Raw genomic sequence first — 18,622 nt, 5'->3', positions numbered from 1 at the left:
GTAGGAGAGTGCTGCTCAGGGGTTGACCACGGTCATCCACATCGGCTCTTTGCGGTTCACCATCGCGTCGACGGCTGTGTCGGCCTCGGCCAGGGGGAAGCGCTGGGTGATCAGTTCGTCCACGTTCAGTGCGCCGGAGCCGAGCAGGGCGAGGACCTGGTCGGCGTCGGACCGGGTGCAGGCGCGGGTGCCGACGAAGCGCCAGCAGTTCACCATCAAGGCCCGCGGCGGTAGGGACAACGGCGTTGCGTTCCCACCCATGTGGGCGAGGGTGCCGCCGGTGCGCAGCGCCGCCATCGCTTGGCCGGTGGCCGCGCCTGCCGGGATGTAGTCGGCAACGGCGTGCACGCCGGCCGGGGCCAGCTCACGCAATCGGCGGGTGAGACCGCCGGTGCTCTCCCAATCGGTCGGCAACTCGTCCAGAGCGATGGTCTCGACCTCGACGTCACCCGCCAGCGGCGTGACCGCGGCAAGCCGTTCAGCGGAACGGCCGACCAGCAACAACCGGGCGATACCGAAATGCTCGGCCAGTTTGATCGTCGCGGTGCCCATCGTCCCGGTGGCAGCGGTGGTGACCACCGTCGAGCCCAGCGGCAACTGCGCGCACTTCAAAATCCGGACGACATTGGCCAGATCGTGCACCTTGGCGGCCACGTCGAAATTGACATTGTCCGGGAGCTGGTCGATCAGCCAGTGCGGTACGCGAACGTATTCCGCCAGGCCACCATCGTGGTAGCGCTCGTAGAGCGGCATCGGCACCGCACCGAAACCCGCGTGCCCGATCATCGCCTGTTGCGGGCACATCATGTCGCGGTCGGTGCGGCAGTAGTCGCAGCTGCGGCAGTTGAGGTTGGGGTGCACGCGCACTCGATCGCCGACCGCGATGCCGGTGACCTGCTCGCCCACCGCGGCGACAGTGCCGGCCGCTTCGTGTCCGAGAGTCGTCGGAAGGTGTTTGAAAGCACCCATTTTCAGCAGGGCCATCATGCCCGGCGCCAGCCCGGCGGAGACGACCTTGACCACCACGTCGAGCGGTCCTGGCTGGGGAATGGGGATCTGTTCGAGGGTCAGGGCATGTGAGCCTTGGGTGGCACGGACGGCGAGCATGGTCATCGCGAGCTACTTTCCCCGGCGAGGGCATCGAGAAAATCGGGTGTGCAGGGCTGTGCGGTACGTGAGGTCTCGGCGACCTGAGGCAGTTCGCGATGGGAGAGCACGCTGAGGTACGCGCCGTCTTCGCGGCCGACGCTGGTGTGGGCGATGCCGAGCGGGATGCGGACGAAGTCGCCCGGACCGAGTTCGATGAACCCACGTTGGGTTACCAGGGTGCGTGCACCGCTGATCTGGTATTGGATTTCGTCGGCGTCGAGTGTGCGTGTGTAGCGCCGCACGTCGCCGCGCTCGGTCGTGAATGTCCCTGTGCCCAAACTGAATTGGTCGGTCGCGAAGAGCGGATTCGACCCCGGGCCGACAGCGAAGACCGACATCCGGTCGGGTTCGTCGTTGACGCGGTCGAGTAGGGCACCCTCGTCGATGGGGAACACGGTGATGTCGTGGCCCGGTGAACCCATGCACTGGGTGACAGCCTCGTTGAGCTGTCCTGGCCGCCATCCAGGAAACGGTGGCAGCGCTGCCTCCGACGTGCGCACGGCGCTACCTGTTTCGCTGACCGGGGCTGGAATGTAGAACAGCAGATGGCTTTCGGTGCGTCCGTAGTTGTCGTGAGCGACACCGCGAGGGATGCGGGAGAACTCGCCGGGACGGTGTTCGATGGTGCCGAGTTCGGTCATCAGGGTGCGTTCGCCGTCGATCTGATAGGAGATCTCGTCGACATCGCAGTTGCGGTGGTAGAAGGGCTGGCGATTGTCCATCGTCTGCCATTCGATGCGGATCTGGTCGTTCTCGTAGACTCCGCGCGGCGGCGCGAACGGCTGTGCATGGTATCGCTGGGGGAAGTGCACGACCGTCAGCGGCGGATGATCGCGCCACAGCTTCATCGGCATCTTGCCCGGATGTGGTGGGGCGAGCAGGTTTCGTTCGTCGCGGTGGATGCTGCGCAGGGGAACCTCGGACGTCATGGTGACGATGTCTTCGATGACAACACTCATGCCAGAGACCTCTTTGTCTCGTCAGGAAACGGATTCGGTGACAGGCAGAGCCTGGTAATAAGCCGCTGCGCCGGGGTGCAGCGGAATCGGGGTGATGCCCATGGTCGGCGGGTCGAGAGGGTAAGTGATCGGGCTGCGCTCGGGCGGCAGATGCCGGTACTGCGCCTCGATGAGGTGACGGGTCTCCCCCAGAATCCAGGCAACGGCGTAGGCGAGGTCCTCGGCCATATCCGCGCGGGTCACGACCAGGAAATCGGAGAAATCCAGGGTCTGGAACGCGCTGCGGCCGGGAAAGAACTCGTCGGCGACGGTGGCGGCGGGCCACCCGAAGTCCCGGTCGAAGGAGGCGAGCACCTCGGGTTCGACTTCGAGGAAGCGGTAATCGGCGCCGAACTGCTGCCAGTGCGGCAACATGACGGCTTCGTGCACGATCGCGTCGGCGCGGCCGGCGAGCACATGATCGAGCGACTCGAAGGGCCGTTCGTCGCCGAGAAACCGCCCGCCCCAGCCCTCGACATCGACGCCGGACCGGGCCAGCAGTTCGTGTCCGGCCACGCCGACGGCGTTGACGCCGTCGTTGACCGACGTCGCCACCCGCAGAACCGGTTTCAGCTCGCGTAGCTCGGCGAACGAGGTAACCCCGAGGTCGGCGTGCACGGCGAAGACCAGTCGATCACGTTGGGGCACGACACCAAGAGCGCGCAGGTCGGGATAGTGCTCGTCACGGTAGGTGCCGCGGCCGTCGAGCGCGACCGCGGTAAACGCGGCGGGCGTGGTCAGTGCGATGTCGACTTCACCGCGCCCGACGGCGCGTACGTTGTCGGAGAACCCGCGGCCGTTCCAGATGCCGACCCGAGTGTGCGGACCTGCCCGGTCGGTCAGTTCCTGAGAAATCCAACCACACACCCGGTGCAGATTGGCCGTGCCCCAGTCACCTTGCAGTTGCAGTCTCAGCGAACGGTCGATCCGGGGTTCGGCAGGCCGAGTGTTCATGCCGCAACCTCCTCGCCGCGAACCAGGTTCCGAACCGATCCGACACCATCGATCTCGACGCTGACCTGGTCGCCGTCGCGCAGGAACAGCTGCGGATCGCGACGATAGCCGACGCCGCCGGGGGTACCGGTCAAGATCACGTCACCAGGAGTGAGGGTGGTGAAGGTCGAGATCTCGGCGATCAGTCGGGGGATGGAGAAGATCAGCATCGACAGATCCGACTCCTGCACCTTCTCGCCGTTGAGCACGGTGCGGATACCCGCCGTCGACAGGTCGACCTCGCCCGGCGTCACCAACGAGGGGCCCAGTGGCGTGCTCGCCTGCCACGCCTTTCCCTGCATCCACTGGTGGGTCTTGTACTGGAAGTCACGCATGGTGATGTCGTTGGCAGCGCTGTAGCCGAGAACATGCTCGGCTGCGTCGGCTTCGGCGATGCGACGGCCGGGCCTGCCGATGATGACCGCCAGCTCACCCTCGTAGTCGACCTGGGTCGACTCCGGCGGCAACACGATGTCGTCGTACGCGCCGATGAGGCTGTCGGCGAACTTGGGGAACAGCACCGGATAGGTCGGCAGCTCGCGTTTGGTCTCGGTGACGTGCTCGCGGTAGTTCAGCCCGACGCAGAACACCTTCGACGGGTTGGGCACCACCGGCAGCAGACGGACCGCATCGATCTCGACTCGGCCACGAGTGTTGCGTTCGGCGTCGGACAGAACTTTCGAGGTGGTCGTCGAGCCGATCTCGGTGAGACCGTCCAACGGGACCAGGGTCGAACCCTGCACTTCGCCGACGCGGCGCACGCCGCGATGTTCGTAGGTCGCGTACGCCATGTCAGTGTCCTTCGCTGGTCTTGCGCCAAGAGGCGAGCTGGCCGCCCCAGAGGTTCACAGAATTGGGGATCGGCTTCCACCGGCGTGGCACGTACGTCACGCGGTCGTCGTGGAATTTCTCCATCTCGGCGGACAGTTCGATGTGGTTGCCTGCCGGGTCGTCGAAGAAGATGAACAGATTGTTGCCCGGGCCGTGGCGCCCCGGACCCCAGCTGACGTCGACGTTCTCGTCGGTCAACCGATCACACCACGCCTTGAAATCCTCCCATTCGGCTAGGTCGAAGGAGTAGTGGTCGATGTCGCCGCCCGCACCGACGTTGACCACGGCCAGGGTGTGGTGGTCGCGGTCGCTGCGCAGCCACGCGAATCGTCCGTCCTCGAGCTGATCGGAGATGCGGAATCCGACGGTGTCGACGAAGAACTCCACCATCGGCACCACATCGTCGGTGGCCAGGGTGATGTGCTGGTATTTGATCGGACGGCGACCGGTGTCAGCGGCGTTCTCGCCCTCGCGCGCCACCGCGGTGTGGAAGTGGACGGGTGTTCCGTGTGGATCGGTGACCACGATGCCGGTGGCGCTGCCGAGGCCGGCGTCGAGATAGGTCCGGTCGAGGGGCGATACGGTGTGCCCGGCGGCGGACAGCCGTTTGGCGATGCCCTCGACGCCGTCGAGGTCTCGGACCTCGAAACCGTAGTGGTGCAGTCCCTTCTCGCCCTCGATGAGATCGATGACATGGTGCCCGGCACCCCAGCCCAGGCGAAGTCCGCCGTCCGGCAGCTGCTCGTGCACCTGCAACCCGAGCACCCGACCGTAGAACGCAGCCGCCGCCGCGACATCGGGCACGCGGAACCCGATGTGGGACACGGTGGTACGGGTCAAAGTGCCTGCTGCCTCGCGCTCCTGCAAGATGATCCGCTGTGGTTTATCCATGGCTCAAAGCCCTTTCTGTCCAGGTCGAGATGGTGGCCATCGTGTCGGTGGTCCGGTCGGGCGACCAGGCGGCCGCGACCACCCGGTCCGGTCGGAGAAGCACGAATTGGTGGGTATAGGCCGCGAATTCCCGTGCCGCGGCCCCGTCGACGTCGATCAGAACCCGACGTCGAGTCCGTGGAAGGTGCTCCCCCAGCGCGAGCAACGCCGTGGTCGCGCCGAGCTGGCGGACTACCGGCTCGACTCCTGCCCAATCCCGCTCGTCGACGTCGACGCCGATCAGCGCCCAATCCATGCCGAGCACGTCGTCTAGCCGGACAACGGTGTGATCGGCTGAGTCGAAGACCAAGGGCTGCCCCAGGGCGACACCGACACCGACATGTCGACCGGCGTCGAGGACCAAACCTTCGGTGAATCGCTGCGAAGGGCGGTAGCGCATCTCTTCGAAGTACGCGCGGCCTTCCTCGGTGCCCAATGCTTGCTCGATCAGTGTGTCGCGGCGCTCCGCGAACCGCGACGATGTGGTCATCACGACACGACCCATACGCTCCGACATCCGGACCGTCGCCTGTACGTGGGACGCGCGTTCGCTTTGGTAGCTCGCCAACGCCGACGGAGCGAGCCGGCCGGCGACCACGTCGGCGATCTTCCAGGTCAGGTTGGCCGCGTCACGGATACCGGAGTTGAGGCCCTGCCCGGCGAAGGGCGGCATCATGTGCGCCGCATCGCCGAGCAGGAAGGAACGCCCGATCATCCACTCGTCGGCGATGACCGCGTTGAACCGGTAGTTCACCGCACGTTCGACCTGCGTCGGCGTCAAGTCGCGATAGGGCGCAACCAACGCACGGATCAGCTCGAACGACGGCGGCTCGGCGGGTGTCCCCTCACCGTCGAAGAGCCGGAATTCGTAACGGCAGCGGCCGTCGAGCCCGGGCACGATGACGTGCGGACGGGTCGGGTCGCCGTGATGCATAGCGAAGCGTTCGGTGTGCGGATCGTCGAGGGTGTCGGCGACCAACCACACATCAGGGTAACTACGCCCGGTCATCTCGATGCCCTGGCTGAGTCGGGTCACCGATCGACCGCCGTCACAGCCGAGGACGTAGGCGGCATCGAGGGTCACCCGGCCGGCGTCGGTACGAGCGTGCACTCGCACCGAGTCGGCCAGCTGGTCGAATCCAGTTACTTCGACGCCGAATCGCAACGACACATTCGGCATCTGCGCCAGTGCTTTGACCAGTGCTCGCTCGAGATCTGGCTGAGCAAAAGGGTTTTTGAACGGGTGCCCCAAGCGGAACGGCCGCGGACCGCGCGCGTGAAACAGCGGCCTCCCGTGGCGGCCGTAGTAGCGAGTGCCCGTGCCCGGAACCACGATCGGCAGCACCTGCTCGACGATGCCCGCTCGCTGGTACACCCGCAGGGACTCGTCGTCGATGCTGATCGCTTTGGGCTCATCGCTGGTGGAGTGATTCTGTTCGACCACGACCACATCGACACCCCGTGCGGCGAGCAGGGCCGCGGCCGTCAGACCGACCGGCCCAGCACCGCAGATCACCACCTCGGTTTCGTCTGGCGACTTCACCGGCGCCATCACCTCACCTTCTCCCGCTGTCGAACGAACTCGATAGTCCGACCCTATGCGCGGTGTCCTGCATTACAAAAGTTATGTCCTGTATTACAGGACATACATAACCTGCCCCGTTTGCGTATGAGTCACCTCACGGCGCCGATAATACTCTACCAATATACCTATACTGCTAGAGTTAAATGAGGTCCCGAATTCTCCCGGATCACGAGGCGCCCCCGATGTCGGCGCTGAGCTACTTCCGCCACCCCAAGAACTGGCTGATCCCCAGCGTCGTCCTGTCCGCCGCGTTGTTCGTGATCACCGTGATCTTCACCGGCAGTGTCGCCGACCCGGCGGCCGATCTACACCACGCGCCGATCGGAATCGTCACCCTGGACAAGGGCACCGCCGACGGTCCGATGAACGTCGGCGACCAAGTCGTGGCCGCCATCATGATCCAGCCACAGCAGCCGAGCGAGGCGGTGAACTGGCGGCAATTCGACTCCGCCGAGGCAGCCACCGGGGCGATCGCGGACAACAATCTGTTCGCGGCGATCGTCGTTCCCGAGGACTACTCCGCCAAGCTCGGCTCGCTGCTCGGCCCGAACCCGCAACGACCCGAGATCATGGTGCTGACCAACCCCGGCGCGGGCACTATGGCCGCCGAGATCGGCAGTCAGATCGCCGAATCAGCGGCGCGCGGCGGGTCGGCGGCGGCCGCCGGCCAGTTGCTCGCGCATGCGCCGGGCTCAATCAGCCCTGCCAACGCAGTGTTGATCACCGACCCGGTCACCGTCGCCCATCACCAGGCATTGCCCTTCGGCGACCGCACCGGCAACGGCATGACCGCCTTCTTCTACGCCCTGCTATTGATGATGGTCGGCTTCCTCGGCGCCAACGTGGTCAACGGCCTCGTCGATGCCGAACTGGGCTTCGGCCCGACCGAGATGGGACCGAAGCGGCGCATGCTGCCGCCGCGCCGGATCACCCGCATACACACCTATCTGGCCAAATGCCTCACCTTGGCCATCGCTTCGGTACCCGCAGCAACCGCGATTCTGGCCGCGAGCGTGTTCGTGGTCGACCTGGATCTGCCGCACTGTGGGCTGCTGTGGTTGTTCAGCCTGCTCGCGATCAACGCGATCGGCGCGGGCACCCTAGCTGTGGTCACCCTGCTGGGCCCGATCGGCATCGTGGTGAGCATGATCTTCTTCATCGGCTGGTCGATCCCGGTGTCGGGCGGCGCGATTCCACAACAGGCTCTGCCGACTTTCTGGCGCTTCCTCGGGTCGTTCGAGCCGATGCGCGCGGTCTCCGATGGTGTCCGTGCCATCATCTATTTCGACGCTCACGCCGACGCGGGCCTCAATAGCGCGGTAGTGCTGCTGGTGATCGGGCTGATCGCCGGACTCACACTCGGACTGCTGGGCAACCTGTTCTACGACCGACGCGGTCTGCACCGAATTCATCCGCGAGCCATCTCGCACATTCAGGAGTTCCTGCACCGCGTGCCACAGCACGAGGACCCGGCGTCACACACGTCCGTGGCCCACCCACCCGCACACCCGTAGCTTTCCTCCCTGCCGCCGAGCCCCTCGATTCGAAGGGCTCGGCGGCGTGCGTCACGCGGCGGACAGGTCATCGTCGACGAGGCCGACAACATCGCCCCGGCCGCGCATATCGGCAATTTCTGAATCCGTTGCTACACCAGCACTTCGGATACACATGCCTGGTTGCCCGCTGCGACATGACCACTCCCCCCTCTTCATCGTCCGACGGGCGCACCCAGAGCGTGTGCTGATATTCGCCTGCCTCATCCGGTTCGTGGACGGCTACGACCTGTTCACCCTGGTTCCATAATCGGCGGAGGTGGGCTGCGCCGCCGAAGCCGAGCCGCGAGTTCGAGCTTGCTGTAGACCCGATTGTGGCAGTCGTGCTCGAGGACGGCGCCGATCACGTCCGGGTCGGGTCGGGGTAGCCGGGCAGGCGCAGATGAAGTTCTGGGCGTAGTCATGGATGTGCTGGGTGAAAAGACGACCTCGACGATCTGGGTCGCCGCGGCGGCCGACTGAACCGACCTGAACGAGCAACTGCAGCGGGTGGTCCGTAGCCGGATCACCCGCTGCAGTTATGGGTGCTGATATCAGTCGTGGTGGAGAAAGCGCCACGACCGCACGCTGTCATGCCGACGTACAGCCGGATGTCACCCTCGGGTGGAGTGCGCGCCGCTCATCAGTGCGGCCAGGTCGTCGGGTTCCAGGAACGACGGCGGAGGCGGTGGCCCCCAGGCATACAGGCCCTGCAAACCCTCGAGTACCGCAGGGCTCCAGAGCTCGTCCTCGGGCACTGTGTCCATATCGGAGTAGTACTCGGAGAAATTGCCTGCGGGGTCCTTGAGGTACCAGAAGAAGTTCGCGCCGGCGAAATGGCGGCCAAGACCCCAGATGTGGCGCTCGGGGTGGCCTTCGAGCATCGCATGCGCCCCCCTGCCGACCTCGTCGATGTCGTCGACCTGCCAACTCGTGTGGTGCATGAAGTTGACCGGCGCGGCCAGTACCAGCACATTGTGGTGTTCGGCCGAGCAACGCAAGAACGCGGCCTTGTCACCCATGTAGTCGCTGACCTTGAAACCCAGTCCGTCGACGAAAAAGCGCATGGTCGCGGCAAGGTCCGTGCTCCCCAGCACCGCGTGGCCGAGCTTGCGTGGCCGGACGGGCTCGGTTCGCGACAGAAACGGTGCCCTGCCCCACCGGTCGATGCGGCCGGGGCCGTTGTACGGCGTCGGCGCGACGGCAGGCTCGGTGATGATTCGCGGGCGCACCAGCACGCGCACCACGGTTCCGGTTACCGGTTCGACGGCACGCACCGACAGCGGATTGCTGTCGCTCGCCACCCCCATCGCGGCGAGCCTGCCGGCCACCGAGGCGATGTCATCGCTGTCGTCGGCGGCGACGGTGAGGTCGAGCAGCTTCCGCAGTGGTGCGTGCACCACCTGGAGCTGTTCACCGCCGTCGCGGGTCGCGAAACGTCCCGCACCGAGCGGATCGAGTCCGAAATCGGTGTAGTAGGTGATGGTTTCGGCGGGGTTGGGGACTCCGATGGTGACCTTGCCCAGTCCGTGCAGTGCCATGACGGCTCCTTACCGCGTCCCGACGAAGGTCTGGCGCAACGCACCGATTCCCTCGATCCAGGAATCGAGACGTTCTCCGGGCTGCAGGAATCGCTTCGGCTCACGACCGATACCGACTCCGGCCGGGGTGCCGGTGAAGATCACATCGCCGGGGAACAGCGTGACCGTCTGCGACAAGGCGGCGATCAGGGACGGGATCGGGAAGATCAGGTCCCTGGTGCGGCCCTTTTGCACTTCTTCGCCGTCGATGCAGCACCCGAGCTCGAGATCGTCGGGATCGGCGAGCTCGTCCGGTGTCACCAGCCACGGACCTTGGGGCGAGAACCCGGGGAAGGACTTGCCGAGGCCGAACTGTGGAGCGGGACCGCGCAACTGGGAAGCCCGTTCGGAGATATCCTGGCCGACGGTCAGTCCCGCTACCCCGGCCCACGCCTGCGATGGTTCGATGTGACGCAACGTCTGGCCGATGACCACCACGAGTTCGACTTCCCAGTCCACATTTCCTCCTTCGGGGATGGTCACCGTAGTGTCGGGGCCGCTGAAGCTGGACACGTATTTGGTGAAGACCGGCGGCAGATGTTCGGGCGCATCGAACCCCGATTCCGCCGCGTGGGCCCGGTAGTTCAGTCCGACCGCGAAGACCTGGCGCGGCGCGGGCGACGGCGCGCCCAACTCGGCGCGATCCAGCGCGACCGAGTGCCCTTCGATTTCTTCGGATGACAGCGCGGCCGCCCACTCTCGCACGCTGTCCCAGTTGGCATACAGGTCCGCGAAGTCGCCGCTGAATCGGCCACCCGATGCCGCGGCGATTTCCACGGCGCGTTCGTGGCCGCGCTCGCCGTACACAATGGCTCCGCGGCCCCGCAGATTCGCAATACGCATGACAGTTGTTCTCCTCCGTGTGATGTGGTGCGTCAGCAGACGCTGGTCGTCAAGCAGGCGATGTACTCCGCCGCCAGGGTCGCTACGCCATCGGCGGTCTCGGCGGTGCCGAATACGTAGTGGTCGGGCCTTATCAGCACGGCGGCAAGGGAATTGGCAGCCAGCCATGCCGTCCAGGCTCCGTCGTGATCGCGTAGGTCGGGGTTGCCGCTGGTTGCCAGTGAGAGGGCGGTCACCTCCGCTGCGGCCAGCGATGCGCGCAGCGGCTCGTCGAGTAGGTCGGCGGCTGGTCGCTGCGCGGCGAGTATCAACGACGCGCCGTACCCGGTGGCGTTATCCAGCAGGACTGCGGTGTCGGCGACGGTGACGGGGAACTGTGGGGTCATCGTCCCCGAGAGTTCACCGCTCGTGCGCACTGCTCCCGCCCCGAGAACCGGACGTGCACCGACGGGCAACACCACCGCGGGGTCGGCGTTTCCAGCGATCATGCGGGCGTCGCGCTGTGCGGCCTGTTCCGGGTCGAGCACGCAGATCACTTTTCCCAGTTCCACCGACATCGCGATCGCGTGCTGCAGGTGCACGCTTCGTTCACTGGTGTAGGTGTCGAGCAGATCCGGCGGCGATACCCGGCGCAGGACCCGGTCCAGTTTCCAGGCGAGGTTGGCGGCGTCGCGCACCCCCGAGCACATGCCTTGGCCGGCGAACGGCGGCATCTGGTGGGCGGCATCGCCGGCGATCATCATTCGTCCGTTACGCCAGCGATCGGCCCAGCGGGCGGCGAAGGTGTAGATCGCGTGCCGTTCCAGCTGAGTGTTGGCCGGAGTCCGGCCCCACGGCGACAACAGCTCCCATGCGCGATCGACGGTGCCGAGTTCGGCGGGATCCTCGCCGGGGAGGCGCATGAATTCCCAGCGGCGCCGTCCCTGCCCACCGGAAACGATCGTGGTCGGGCGTGCCGGATCGCACAGCTGCCAGTTCTGCGGCGACCAGACGATGTCGTCGGTCGGGATCGTGTCCACGATCAGCCAGTCGAAGAAGAAGCCTTGATCGTGCATCGTCGCGCCCATACGCCGGCGCACCAGGCTGTTGGCCCCGTCGCAGCCGACGACATAGCGGGCGCTCAGTGTTCGGGCGACGGCCGATGCCGGCGCGGCTTGCCCGGAGTCGATGACGGTGTCGGCCACGCCGATGACGACCTGCCCTGGGTGCTCGTCGACGGCGACGACCTCTGCGCCGCGGATCAGCGTGACGTTGGGCATCGTCTCGACAGCGTCTGCCAGTACGTGTTCGAGTTGGGGCTGAGAGAAGAAATTGGCGGTGGGCCAGCCGTTAGGGCCGATGCCCGACCAGTCGATGCGCAGCAGCGCCTCCCCGGCCGCGTTGCGCCATTCGTAATGGTCGGGAACTGGATCCGAGATGGCCTTGACCTGTTCGGTCAGGTTCATCGATCCGAATACTCGGCCGATCTCGTCATCGAAGTGCACTGCGCGGGGAAGTGGATACGGTTGGGGCCAGCGTTCGACGATGACGACATCGTGGCCGCGCAGCCCGAGCATTCGCGCGGTGGCCAGCCCGACCGGTCCCGCGCCGACGATCACCACGTCGTGATCTGGATTGAGCATTGATCCTCGCTTGGATGGTTCTCAGTTGCCCTGGTGGACAATGTGTTTGACTTCTTGGAACTCCTCGATCGCGCGGTGACCGTTGAGCCTTCCGAGGCCGCTGTGTTTGAAGCCGCCTTCTTCCATCTGGTCGTGGACGACGCCCCAGGTATTGGTCCAGACGGTGCCCGCGTCGATGCGGCGCGCGACCCGCATCGGGCGATCGACGTCCCGAGTCCAGATCGAAGCGGCCAGCCCGTACTGCGTGGCGTTGGCGCGTTCGATCGCGTCGAGTTCGGTATCGAAGATCTCGAAAGTCGCTACGGGCCCGAAGATCTCGTCCTGCACCACCGGCGATGTCACGTCGGCTACTTCGATGAGGGCGGGACGAAGGAAGGCGTCTGTACCGGTCGGCTCGACCAGCCCACCACGCACCAGCACCTTCGCGTAGGCCGCTGCCTCGTCGATGATGCGGTCTATACGCTCGGCCGCGGCCCGGTCGATCAGCGGGCCCATGTCGGTCTCGGGATCGGTGCCGGGACCGACCTTGACCCGCGACAACGCCTCGGCCATCAGCTCGCGCAGTTCGTCGGCGATGCCGCGTTGCGCCAGAATTCGGCTACCGGCCATACAGAATTGGCCACTGAAGGTGGTGATCGCGGCGGTCAGGGTCGGTACGACCGCGTCGAGGTCGGCATCGTCGAACACGATCATCGGCGACTTGCCACCGAGTTCGAGTGAGACCGGTTTGAGGCCGGGCGCCGCGGCCGCCATGATGGCGCGCCCCACCACGGTGGACCCGGTGTAGCTGATCACATCGGAGTGCGGGTCCGAAACCAGTACCGGGGCACCGGTGTTGCCCGATTCGGTGAACGCGTTGACGACACCGGGAGGCAGTGCCTGGGCGATGAGTTCATAGAGCAGCCCGTTGGTCAGCGCGGTCTGCGCGGGCATCTTCATCGCCACGGTGCACCCCGCGGCCAACGCGGGCGCGAACGAGCGCACCGCCAGGATGATCGGCGAGTTCCACGGCACGATCACCGCGGCTACACCGATGGGCTGGGGCAAGGCCATCGAGTACATCCCGGGTGCCAGCTGGGCGGCCCGTCCGCTGTCGGTCAGTGCGAGGGCGGCGTTGTATCGCAGCTTGGGGATGGTGGCGTCGACTTCCATGGCGGCATCGGCGAGCTTCTTGCCGTTTTCCCGGGACAACAGCTCGACGAGTTCGTCGCGACGTGCGGTCATCGCGTCGGCGAGCGCGAACAGCGCCGTCGCCCGAGCCTGCCGGTCCTGCGACCAGGCCGTGGTGTCGAATACCCGGCGAGCGGCGTCGATCGCAGCCCGGGCGGTGACCGCACCCGCGTCGGCGAAGGTGCCCAAAGGCTGGCCGGTGGCCGGGTCGACGCTGGTGCCGATGGCGTGGCCGTCGCGCCATCGGCCGTCGATGAGGTTGCGGGCGTGTGGGAGTGTCATGGGGCCTCGAATCGGATGACGGGTTTGACGGTGAGACCGGAGCGCGCGTCATCGACAGCGCGTTGCAGTTCGGTCGGTGGATAGAAGCGCACGAGTCGATCCAGCGGCAGCCGTCCGCCGCGATACAGCTCGATCAGTGCCGGGATGAAGGTGACCCGGTCGCTGCCGCCTTCGGTGACACCGAGCAGGGTCCGGCCGTCGATCATGGCGTTGACGTCGACAGCGATGCGGGTTCCCGCTGCGGGCGCACCGATAACGGCGACGGTGCCGCCTGCTCGGATCTGTTCGAGTGCCCCTTCGAGCAAGCTCGGCACGCCGGTGGTCTCGATGATGTAGTCGAGCTCGCGTAGTTCGCCCGCGTCGGTTGTCGTCGCGGTGGCGCCGAGTTCGCGAGCCAGGCCGAGCCGGGCGGGAAGCCGGTCCACGGCCACGATTTCGCTCGCACCGCACAGCCGTGCCGCCATCACCGCCGACAAGCCGACCGCGCCTGCCCCAACAACGGCGACACGGGACCCCGGCGGCGGACGAAGGAGATTGAGCACTGCTCCGGCACCGGTTTGGATGCCACAGCCGATCGGCGCGAGCATCGCCAGTTCGTCGTCGTTCTCGACGGCAACCGGCACGACACTGTGCTGCGACGCCACCGCATATTGCGCCAGCGACGACTGCCCGAAGAACAGTCCGCCGATCGGCTGCCCCGACCGGTCCCGCAGGGGCGTCGTCCCATCAGGCCTGCGGGCACCGAAGTTGAGCGGAAAATAGGTGGGGCACTGAGTCGGACGGCCGGTCCGGCAACGAGTGCACGAACCGCAGGACGCGAACGACAACACCACACGGTCGCCGACCGCCGCGGTGGTGACACCGGCCCCCACCGCTTCGACCACACCGGCGCCTTCGTGTCCGAGAACGGCGGGCAAGGGTGTCGGCAACCGTCCTGCGAGAACTGACAAATCGGTGTGGCAGACCCCGGCGGCGACCAAGCGGACCAGTACCTCGCCGGGACCGGGGTCATCCACGATCACGGTCTCCCAGGAGAAGTTGTCCGCGGCGGCACGGGCGACAGCGGCAATGGAATCGATCGGCATGAACGCCACGCTACGATCGTGTCCTGCATAACAAAAGCAGCATCCTGTTATATAGGACACATCAAAATTCAGGAAGATCTACCACTAGAGGTAAACTGGGTTGTGCCCAACACTGACCACGGAGACCTCGCCGCCGACATCACCCGAACGAGTTGGGCGCTGCATCGAGCACTGCGGCAGAGCCAGGGAACTCCCCGCGGCGAAAACCCACGGCCGCTCGCCCAGGTAGAGGTCCTCAAACTAGTCGACAGCCGCCCCGGTATCACCGTCCGCGAGATCGCCGAGGCATTGCGCATGCAGGCCAACAATGTCAGCACACTGATCTCGGCCCTGACCAAGGACGGATTCCTCGACCGACGTAGCGACCCTGCGGACGCCCGGGTGATACAACTCCATCCCACCGCCAAGATGCGAGCCGCGAGCACCGAACTCGCCGACCGTCTCGACGCCGGGGTTTCCGACGCCCTGGCGACATTGAGCGAACAGTCCCGGACCCGCATCGCGTCGGTACTGCCGGACCTGCGCGCACTCGCCCAAGCGCTCGCCGCACAGCCATGAAGTCGGCAGCTACGCCCCGCTCTGCCTGATCAGGTATCGCCATCCAGCGTCCAGCTGGGCAGGATTCCAGACCTGCTCGCGCTTGAATTCCGTCTCCGCACGGTCCGACCACACCGCCGGGCCTCCCGCCGATGCGGCGAGAAGCTGTGTCCGGCAAGCACGTTCGAGCAGCACGGCGTACATGACGGCGGTGCCGATGTCGGGTCCCACCGTCACCGCACCGTGGTTGGGTATCAGAATCGCGTTCGCATCGGACAACCCTCGGGCCAGTGCGTGACCCAAATCCGTTGTCGCGATCAGCGCTCCGGTTTCTTCGAACCTGGGCAACTGCGGATACGCGAAGGGCACCGCGTCGTGCGAAATCGGCAACAGGTCACACCCCAAGGACGCGAAGGCCGCGAGTGCGGGTGCGTGCGTGTGCACCACCGCGCCGACGTCGGACCGCGCAGCCATGATCTCGGTGTGGATCGGGAACTCCAGGTGCCGCCGCCCCGACCCAGCCAGCACCTCCCCGGTCGGCGAGACCAGCACCACCGTGTCGAGATCGATCTCCTCGAACCCCCATCCGGACGCCTTCATCCACACCCCGGCACCGTCTGGATCACGCACCGAGGCGTGCCCCCAGACCATGTCGCCGAGCCCTGCGGCGGCCAACGCGCGACCGGCTTGGACCACCGCGTTCCTGAGGTCTTCCATATGTCTCCTTCGACCGAGTTGAGCGACTGAGAGATCCATCGCCGCCGCGACAGTCCTTACCGTAAGGTCAAAATCCTATATAACGGCACACACATCCTGCTTTACAGGACAATATTCTGCCGACTAACGTGTGTCCATGACCGAACGAAACGCCGCACCCAGCACCTATCGGGAACGCAACTCCACAGCCGATCGCGCGCTCGACATCCTGCTGCTGTTCTCCATCGACAAGCCGGTATGGACCGGCACCGAGGTGGCCGCGGGACTCGGCGTCGCCCGCTCGACGGGCTACCGATACCTGCAGAGCCTGTCCAGCAATGGGTTCATCGAGGAAACCCCCGGCGGATTTCGGCTCGGCCCCAGGATCTTTCAACTCGCTCGCCTCGCCCGCGTCGGTCTCGGGCTGTCCGAGGCCGCGCTACCGGCGATGCGGACACTGGCCGCGCAGGTCGACGAAACGGTGCTACTGACCCGCCGATCCGGTCGCTCGGTGGTCTGCCTCGATCTCGTCGAGGCCCATCACACAGTTCGGCTCTCCTACGAACGCGGCCAGGTCCTGCCGATCAACGCGGGCGCCGCAGCAGAAGTCCTACTGGCCTGGACCGACCCCGACGAGGTCACCTCGGTACTGGAACAGGCACCGCTCGAACGATTTACGAGCAAGACTCTCACCGATCCCAAAGCGCTGCGCACACGACTGTCCCGTATCCGCAAAGCCGGAATAGCGGTGTCACAGGGCGAACTCGACCCCCACATCCTCGGCGTCGCCGCACCGGTACGAAATGCCGCGGGTTCAGTCTGCGCCGCGGTCAGCGTCGCCGCCCTCGCTGCCCGGGTTCCCCGCACCCGCCTACGCGAGGTCGAGTCCGCGGTGAAAGATGCGGCCGCAGCGATCTCACGCCAGCTCGAACTACGCGACTCCTGAAGATCAGGACGCACATACCGATATCCAGGAAGGAATTTCTACGATGGGCGGAATCAGTCACCCCATCGAAGAGGAGACCTGGATGACCGTGCTGCACGACTTCGACCCGAGGACCCGACTTGTCGCCACTGCTACGGGGGTGTGCGTCGTATGAAGAACGAACCTGCCCTTGAACAGATCCGCGACACGATTTCCGAGCTGCTGCGCACCGAGGAACTCACCACCCTGGCCGTCATCGATGCCGACTGATTTCCCTCGGCCGCAGCCATGCACATCGCCGGCGACGGGCTCATCGCCTACATTCACACATTCCAGTACAACCGCAAGCACACCCATCTGCAGGCCAATCCGAACGTCAGCTACGTCGTGAGCGAATTGCCCGATGACGGATACGCCGAGCGCCGTCTGACTCGCTCGTTGCAAATGCAGGGTCGCGCCAGCCTGGTCACCGACGCCGACGAGATCCAGCATGCTGTGCAATTGAGTCTTGCCCAATTCCCCTGGCTCGCCGACACTTCGATGTACACCAACGTCAAATTGCCCGACCAAGGCCAACAGGTCTTCTATCGCATCACCCCGACCAAGGCTTTGTGGGCAGATCACCAGGTCCGCATGCTCTGGCGCGTCCTGCTCGAGTTCAGCGAGGACGGACACGAGATCATCGACTCGCAGGACTACAACGCTGTCATGGGCCGCAAGCGCTGATCCCAGCTTCCGAGGTCGCGCTGACCGAGGCGTGCGGCTGCGGCACAGGCCGAGCACCAGCGTTTCCACGCTCATGCTCGACTTGTGCCCACCTATTTGCGTCGGCGACTCGGGGACTCTGTCCCGAACGCAAGCCGACCGCTGACAACTATCAGGCCACACAGATTCCGGCGACCGCGACAGGAACGATCGCTTGGCGCGTGCACGTGGATCCTGGAGGGTAACCACCTGTCACCGCGGCGAACCCGGGATCCTCCACCGCCTCGAGCAGCGCTGCGGCAGACTCCCACACGGCCAGATTGATCAATACGTTGCTACCGGCGGATCCACGGTAGAGATCCGCCCTGAGGAGTCCGGAGCGCTGCCTCATGAACTGCGTGGTCTCGCTCCAGGCAGCAATGGCAGTGTCTACCCCGCCCTGCGGGGCAATGACGATATCGAGCAGTGTGAATGGACCGTCGGTTGCGGCCAGCTGGGACTTGAAAGTCGATCCTGGACAGAGCTCGAAGAAATCGATCGTCGACACGCTGCCTGTAGCACTGCCGGTTGTGGAATCGAAGGAATAGCCCCAAGGTGCACCCGCACAGACCCCCGGCACGGACACCGGCCGAACGAGATGCGGATACGACGCGGACCCCTCCGGATACTGCGGGAGAAGTTGCTGGAATTCCGTGCTTGCGAAAGCGCGCGCGAGGCATTCGGCCGACTCCCATACTGCGACGTTCGTCAGCACCCGACTGCCACCGGTACCCCGGTACAGCTGCGCGGAAACAAGACCGGAGTGCTTCTTCATCACTTCCGAATCCCGTCGCCATACTTCGATCACCGCATCGATACCGTCCGGGGGCGCGACAAAAGTATTGACAATCATCACCGGCTGACCCCCTTCTTCGTTGAGTTGCCCCATGAATGGGGTTGCGCGGTCGAAGTCGTTCAGCGTGATCATCGAAGTCCTCGGTTCGTGTTCGAATACGGCGGCGGTGCGCGCACCCAATCGACAATTGTCCGACCGAGTCCCAATTTTCGGTACCGAGGTCCTGATTTGCAGGAACCATGTGGCGTGACATCGCGAGACAGAGCACCACGCGAAGGTATGACCCCGTGGCCGCATCGCAGATGCCCCGGTACGTTCAATCGA

General features: G+C 65.4%; 17 protein-coding genes and 1 pseudogene. 4 read left to right on the top strand and 14 right to left on the bottom strand.

Going from position 1 to position 18,622, the window contains the following annotated elements; genetic code table 11:
* Positions 1-15: 15 nt before the first annotated feature.
* The 7 genes and pseudogenes from NS1_RS28315 to NS1_RS42715 all read right to left on the bottom strand — a co-directional run.
* Positions 16-1,113 (bottom strand): alcohol dehydrogenase catalytic domain-containing protein, encoded by a 1,098-nt coding sequence (locus tag NS1_RS28315; protein ID WP_062989377.1) that lies wholly within the window; start codon positions 1,111-1,113, stop codon positions 16-18.
* Complete coding sequence (locus NS1_RS28310) at positions 1,110-2,108, bottom strand: cupin domain-containing protein (protein ID WP_062989375.1); 999 nt, start codon at positions 2,106-2,108, stop codon at positions 1,110-1,112. Before NS1_RS28310 ends, NS1_RS28315 begins: the two co-directional genes overlap by 4 nt.
* Positions 2,109-2,129: 21 nt before the next feature.
* Positions 2,130-3,101, bottom strand: a complete 972-nt coding sequence (locus NS1_RS28305; protein WP_062989373.1) for a TAXI family TRAP transporter solute-binding subunit — start codon at positions 3,099-3,101, stop codon at positions 2,130-2,132.
* Positions 3,098-3,931: a fumarylacetoacetate hydrolase family protein gene (locus tag NS1_RS28300; RefSeq protein ID WP_062989371.1), complete on the bottom strand. Its 834-nt coding sequence runs from the start codon at positions 3,929-3,931 to the stop codon at positions 3,098-3,100. Before NS1_RS28300 ends, NS1_RS28305 begins: the two co-directional genes overlap by 4 nt.
* A 1-nt stretch (position 3,932) precedes the next feature.
* The gene (locus NS1_RS28295) at positions 3,933-4,862 is read right to left on the bottom strand and encodes a VOC family protein (protein ID WP_169812851.1); all 930 of its coding nucleotides are present in this window, start codon (positions 4,860-4,862) and stop codon (positions 3,933-3,935) included.
* Positions 4,855-5,301 (bottom strand): hypothetical protein, encoded by a 447-nt coding sequence (locus NS1_RS42720; RefSeq protein ID WP_507762138.1) that lies wholly within the window; start codon positions 5,299-5,301, stop codon positions 4,855-4,857. The genes NS1_RS28295 and NS1_RS42720 overlap by 8 nt, the downstream gene beginning before the upstream one ends.
* Positions 5,302-5,427: 126 nt before the next feature.
* Positions 5,428-6,453, bottom strand: a pseudogene (locus NS1_RS42715) (FAD-dependent monooxygenase); the annotation flags it as partial.
* A gap of 215 nt (positions 6,454-6,668) precedes the next feature.
* On the opposite strand from NS1_RS42715, the gene NS1_RS28285 reads away from it, so the two are divergent.
* Positions 6,669-8,000 (top strand): YhgE/Pip domain-containing protein, encoded by a 1,332-nt coding sequence (locus NS1_RS28285; protein WP_062989366.1) that lies wholly within the window; start codon positions 6,669-6,671, stop codon positions 7,998-8,000.
* A 632-nt stretch (positions 8,001-8,632) separates the two neighbouring features.
* Here NS1_RS28285 and NS1_RS28280 read toward each other — a convergent pair.
* The 5 genes from NS1_RS28280 to NS1_RS28260 are packed head-to-tail and all read right to left on the bottom strand — an operon-like array spanning position 8,633 to position 14,600.
* Positions 8,633-9,559, bottom strand: coding sequence for a VOC family protein (locus NS1_RS28280; protein ID WP_062989364.1), 927 nt, complete (start codon positions 9,557-9,559; stop codon positions 8,633-8,635).
* 9 nt (positions 9,560-9,568) lie between these two features.
* Positions 9,569-10,441 (bottom strand): fumarylacetoacetate hydrolase family protein, encoded by an 873-nt coding sequence (locus NS1_RS28275; protein ID WP_062989362.1) that lies wholly within the window; start codon positions 10,439-10,441, stop codon positions 9,569-9,571.
* A gap of 32 nt (positions 10,442-10,473) precedes the next feature.
* Positions 10,474-12,063 carry a bifunctional 3-(3-hydroxy-phenyl)propionate/3-hydroxycinnamic acid hydroxylase MhpA gene (gene mhpA, locus NS1_RS28270; protein WP_062989361.1) on the bottom strand — a complete coding sequence of 530 codons (1,590 nt, stop codon included), beginning with the start codon at positions 12,061-12,063 and terminating at the stop codon, positions 10,474-10,476.
* Between the two features lie 21 nt (positions 12,064-12,084).
* Complete coding sequence (locus NS1_RS28265) at positions 12,085-13,515, bottom strand: aldehyde dehydrogenase family protein (protein ID WP_062989359.1); 1,431 nt, start codon at positions 13,513-13,515, stop codon at positions 12,085-12,087.
* Positions 13,512-14,600 (bottom strand): NAD(P)-dependent alcohol dehydrogenase, encoded by a 1,089-nt coding sequence (locus NS1_RS28260; protein WP_062989419.1) that lies wholly within the window; start codon positions 14,598-14,600, stop codon positions 13,512-13,514. Before NS1_RS28260 ends, NS1_RS28265 begins: the two co-directional genes overlap by 4 nt.
* A gap of 102 nt (positions 14,601-14,702) precedes the next feature.
* On the opposite strand from NS1_RS28260, the gene NS1_RS28255 reads away from it, so the two are divergent.
* A complete protein-coding gene (locus NS1_RS28255) occupies positions 14,703-15,158 on the top strand; it encodes a MarR family winged helix-turn-helix transcriptional regulator (RefSeq protein ID WP_062989356.1) in 456 nt (151 codons plus the stop codon).
* A gap of 9 nt (positions 15,159-15,167) precedes the next feature.
* On the opposite strand, the gene NS1_RS28250 is transcribed toward NS1_RS28255, so the two are convergent.
* A complete protein-coding gene (locus tag NS1_RS28250; protein WP_062989354.1) occupies positions 15,168-15,854 on the bottom strand; it encodes a class II aldolase/adducin family protein in 687 nt (228 codons plus the stop codon).
* A 136-nt stretch (positions 15,855-15,990) separates the two neighbouring features.
* Here NS1_RS28250 and NS1_RS28245 point away from each other — a divergent pair, with 136 nt between their 5' ends.
* Complete coding sequence (locus NS1_RS28245) at positions 15,991-16,779, top strand: IclR family transcriptional regulator (protein ID WP_062989352.1); 789 nt, start codon at positions 15,991-15,993, stop codon at positions 16,777-16,779.
* A 267-nt stretch (positions 16,780-17,046) separates the two neighbouring features.
* Positions 17,047-17,484 (top strand): pyridoxamine 5'-phosphate oxidase family protein, encoded by a 438-nt coding sequence (locus NS1_RS28240; RefSeq protein WP_218019982.1) that lies wholly within the window; start codon positions 17,047-17,049, stop codon positions 17,482-17,484.
* Between the two features lie 151 nt (positions 17,485-17,635).
* On the opposite strand, the gene NS1_RS41010 is transcribed toward NS1_RS28240, so the two are convergent.
* A complete protein-coding gene (locus NS1_RS41010; protein ID WP_169812850.1) occupies positions 17,636-18,430 on the bottom strand; it encodes an antibiotic biosynthesis monooxygenase family protein in 795 nt (264 codons plus the stop codon).
* Between the last annotated feature and the right edge of the window lie 192 nt (positions 18,431-18,622).

The sequence above is a fragment of the Nocardia salmonicida NBRC 13393 genome, from assembly GCF_001613085.1.
GTDB lineage: Bacteria > Actinomycetota > Actinomycetes > Mycobacteriales > Mycobacteriaceae > Nocardia > Nocardia salmonicida.
Note: the sequence above shows the minus strand (reverse complement) of the source record. Positions and strands in the feature narration are given on the sequence as shown.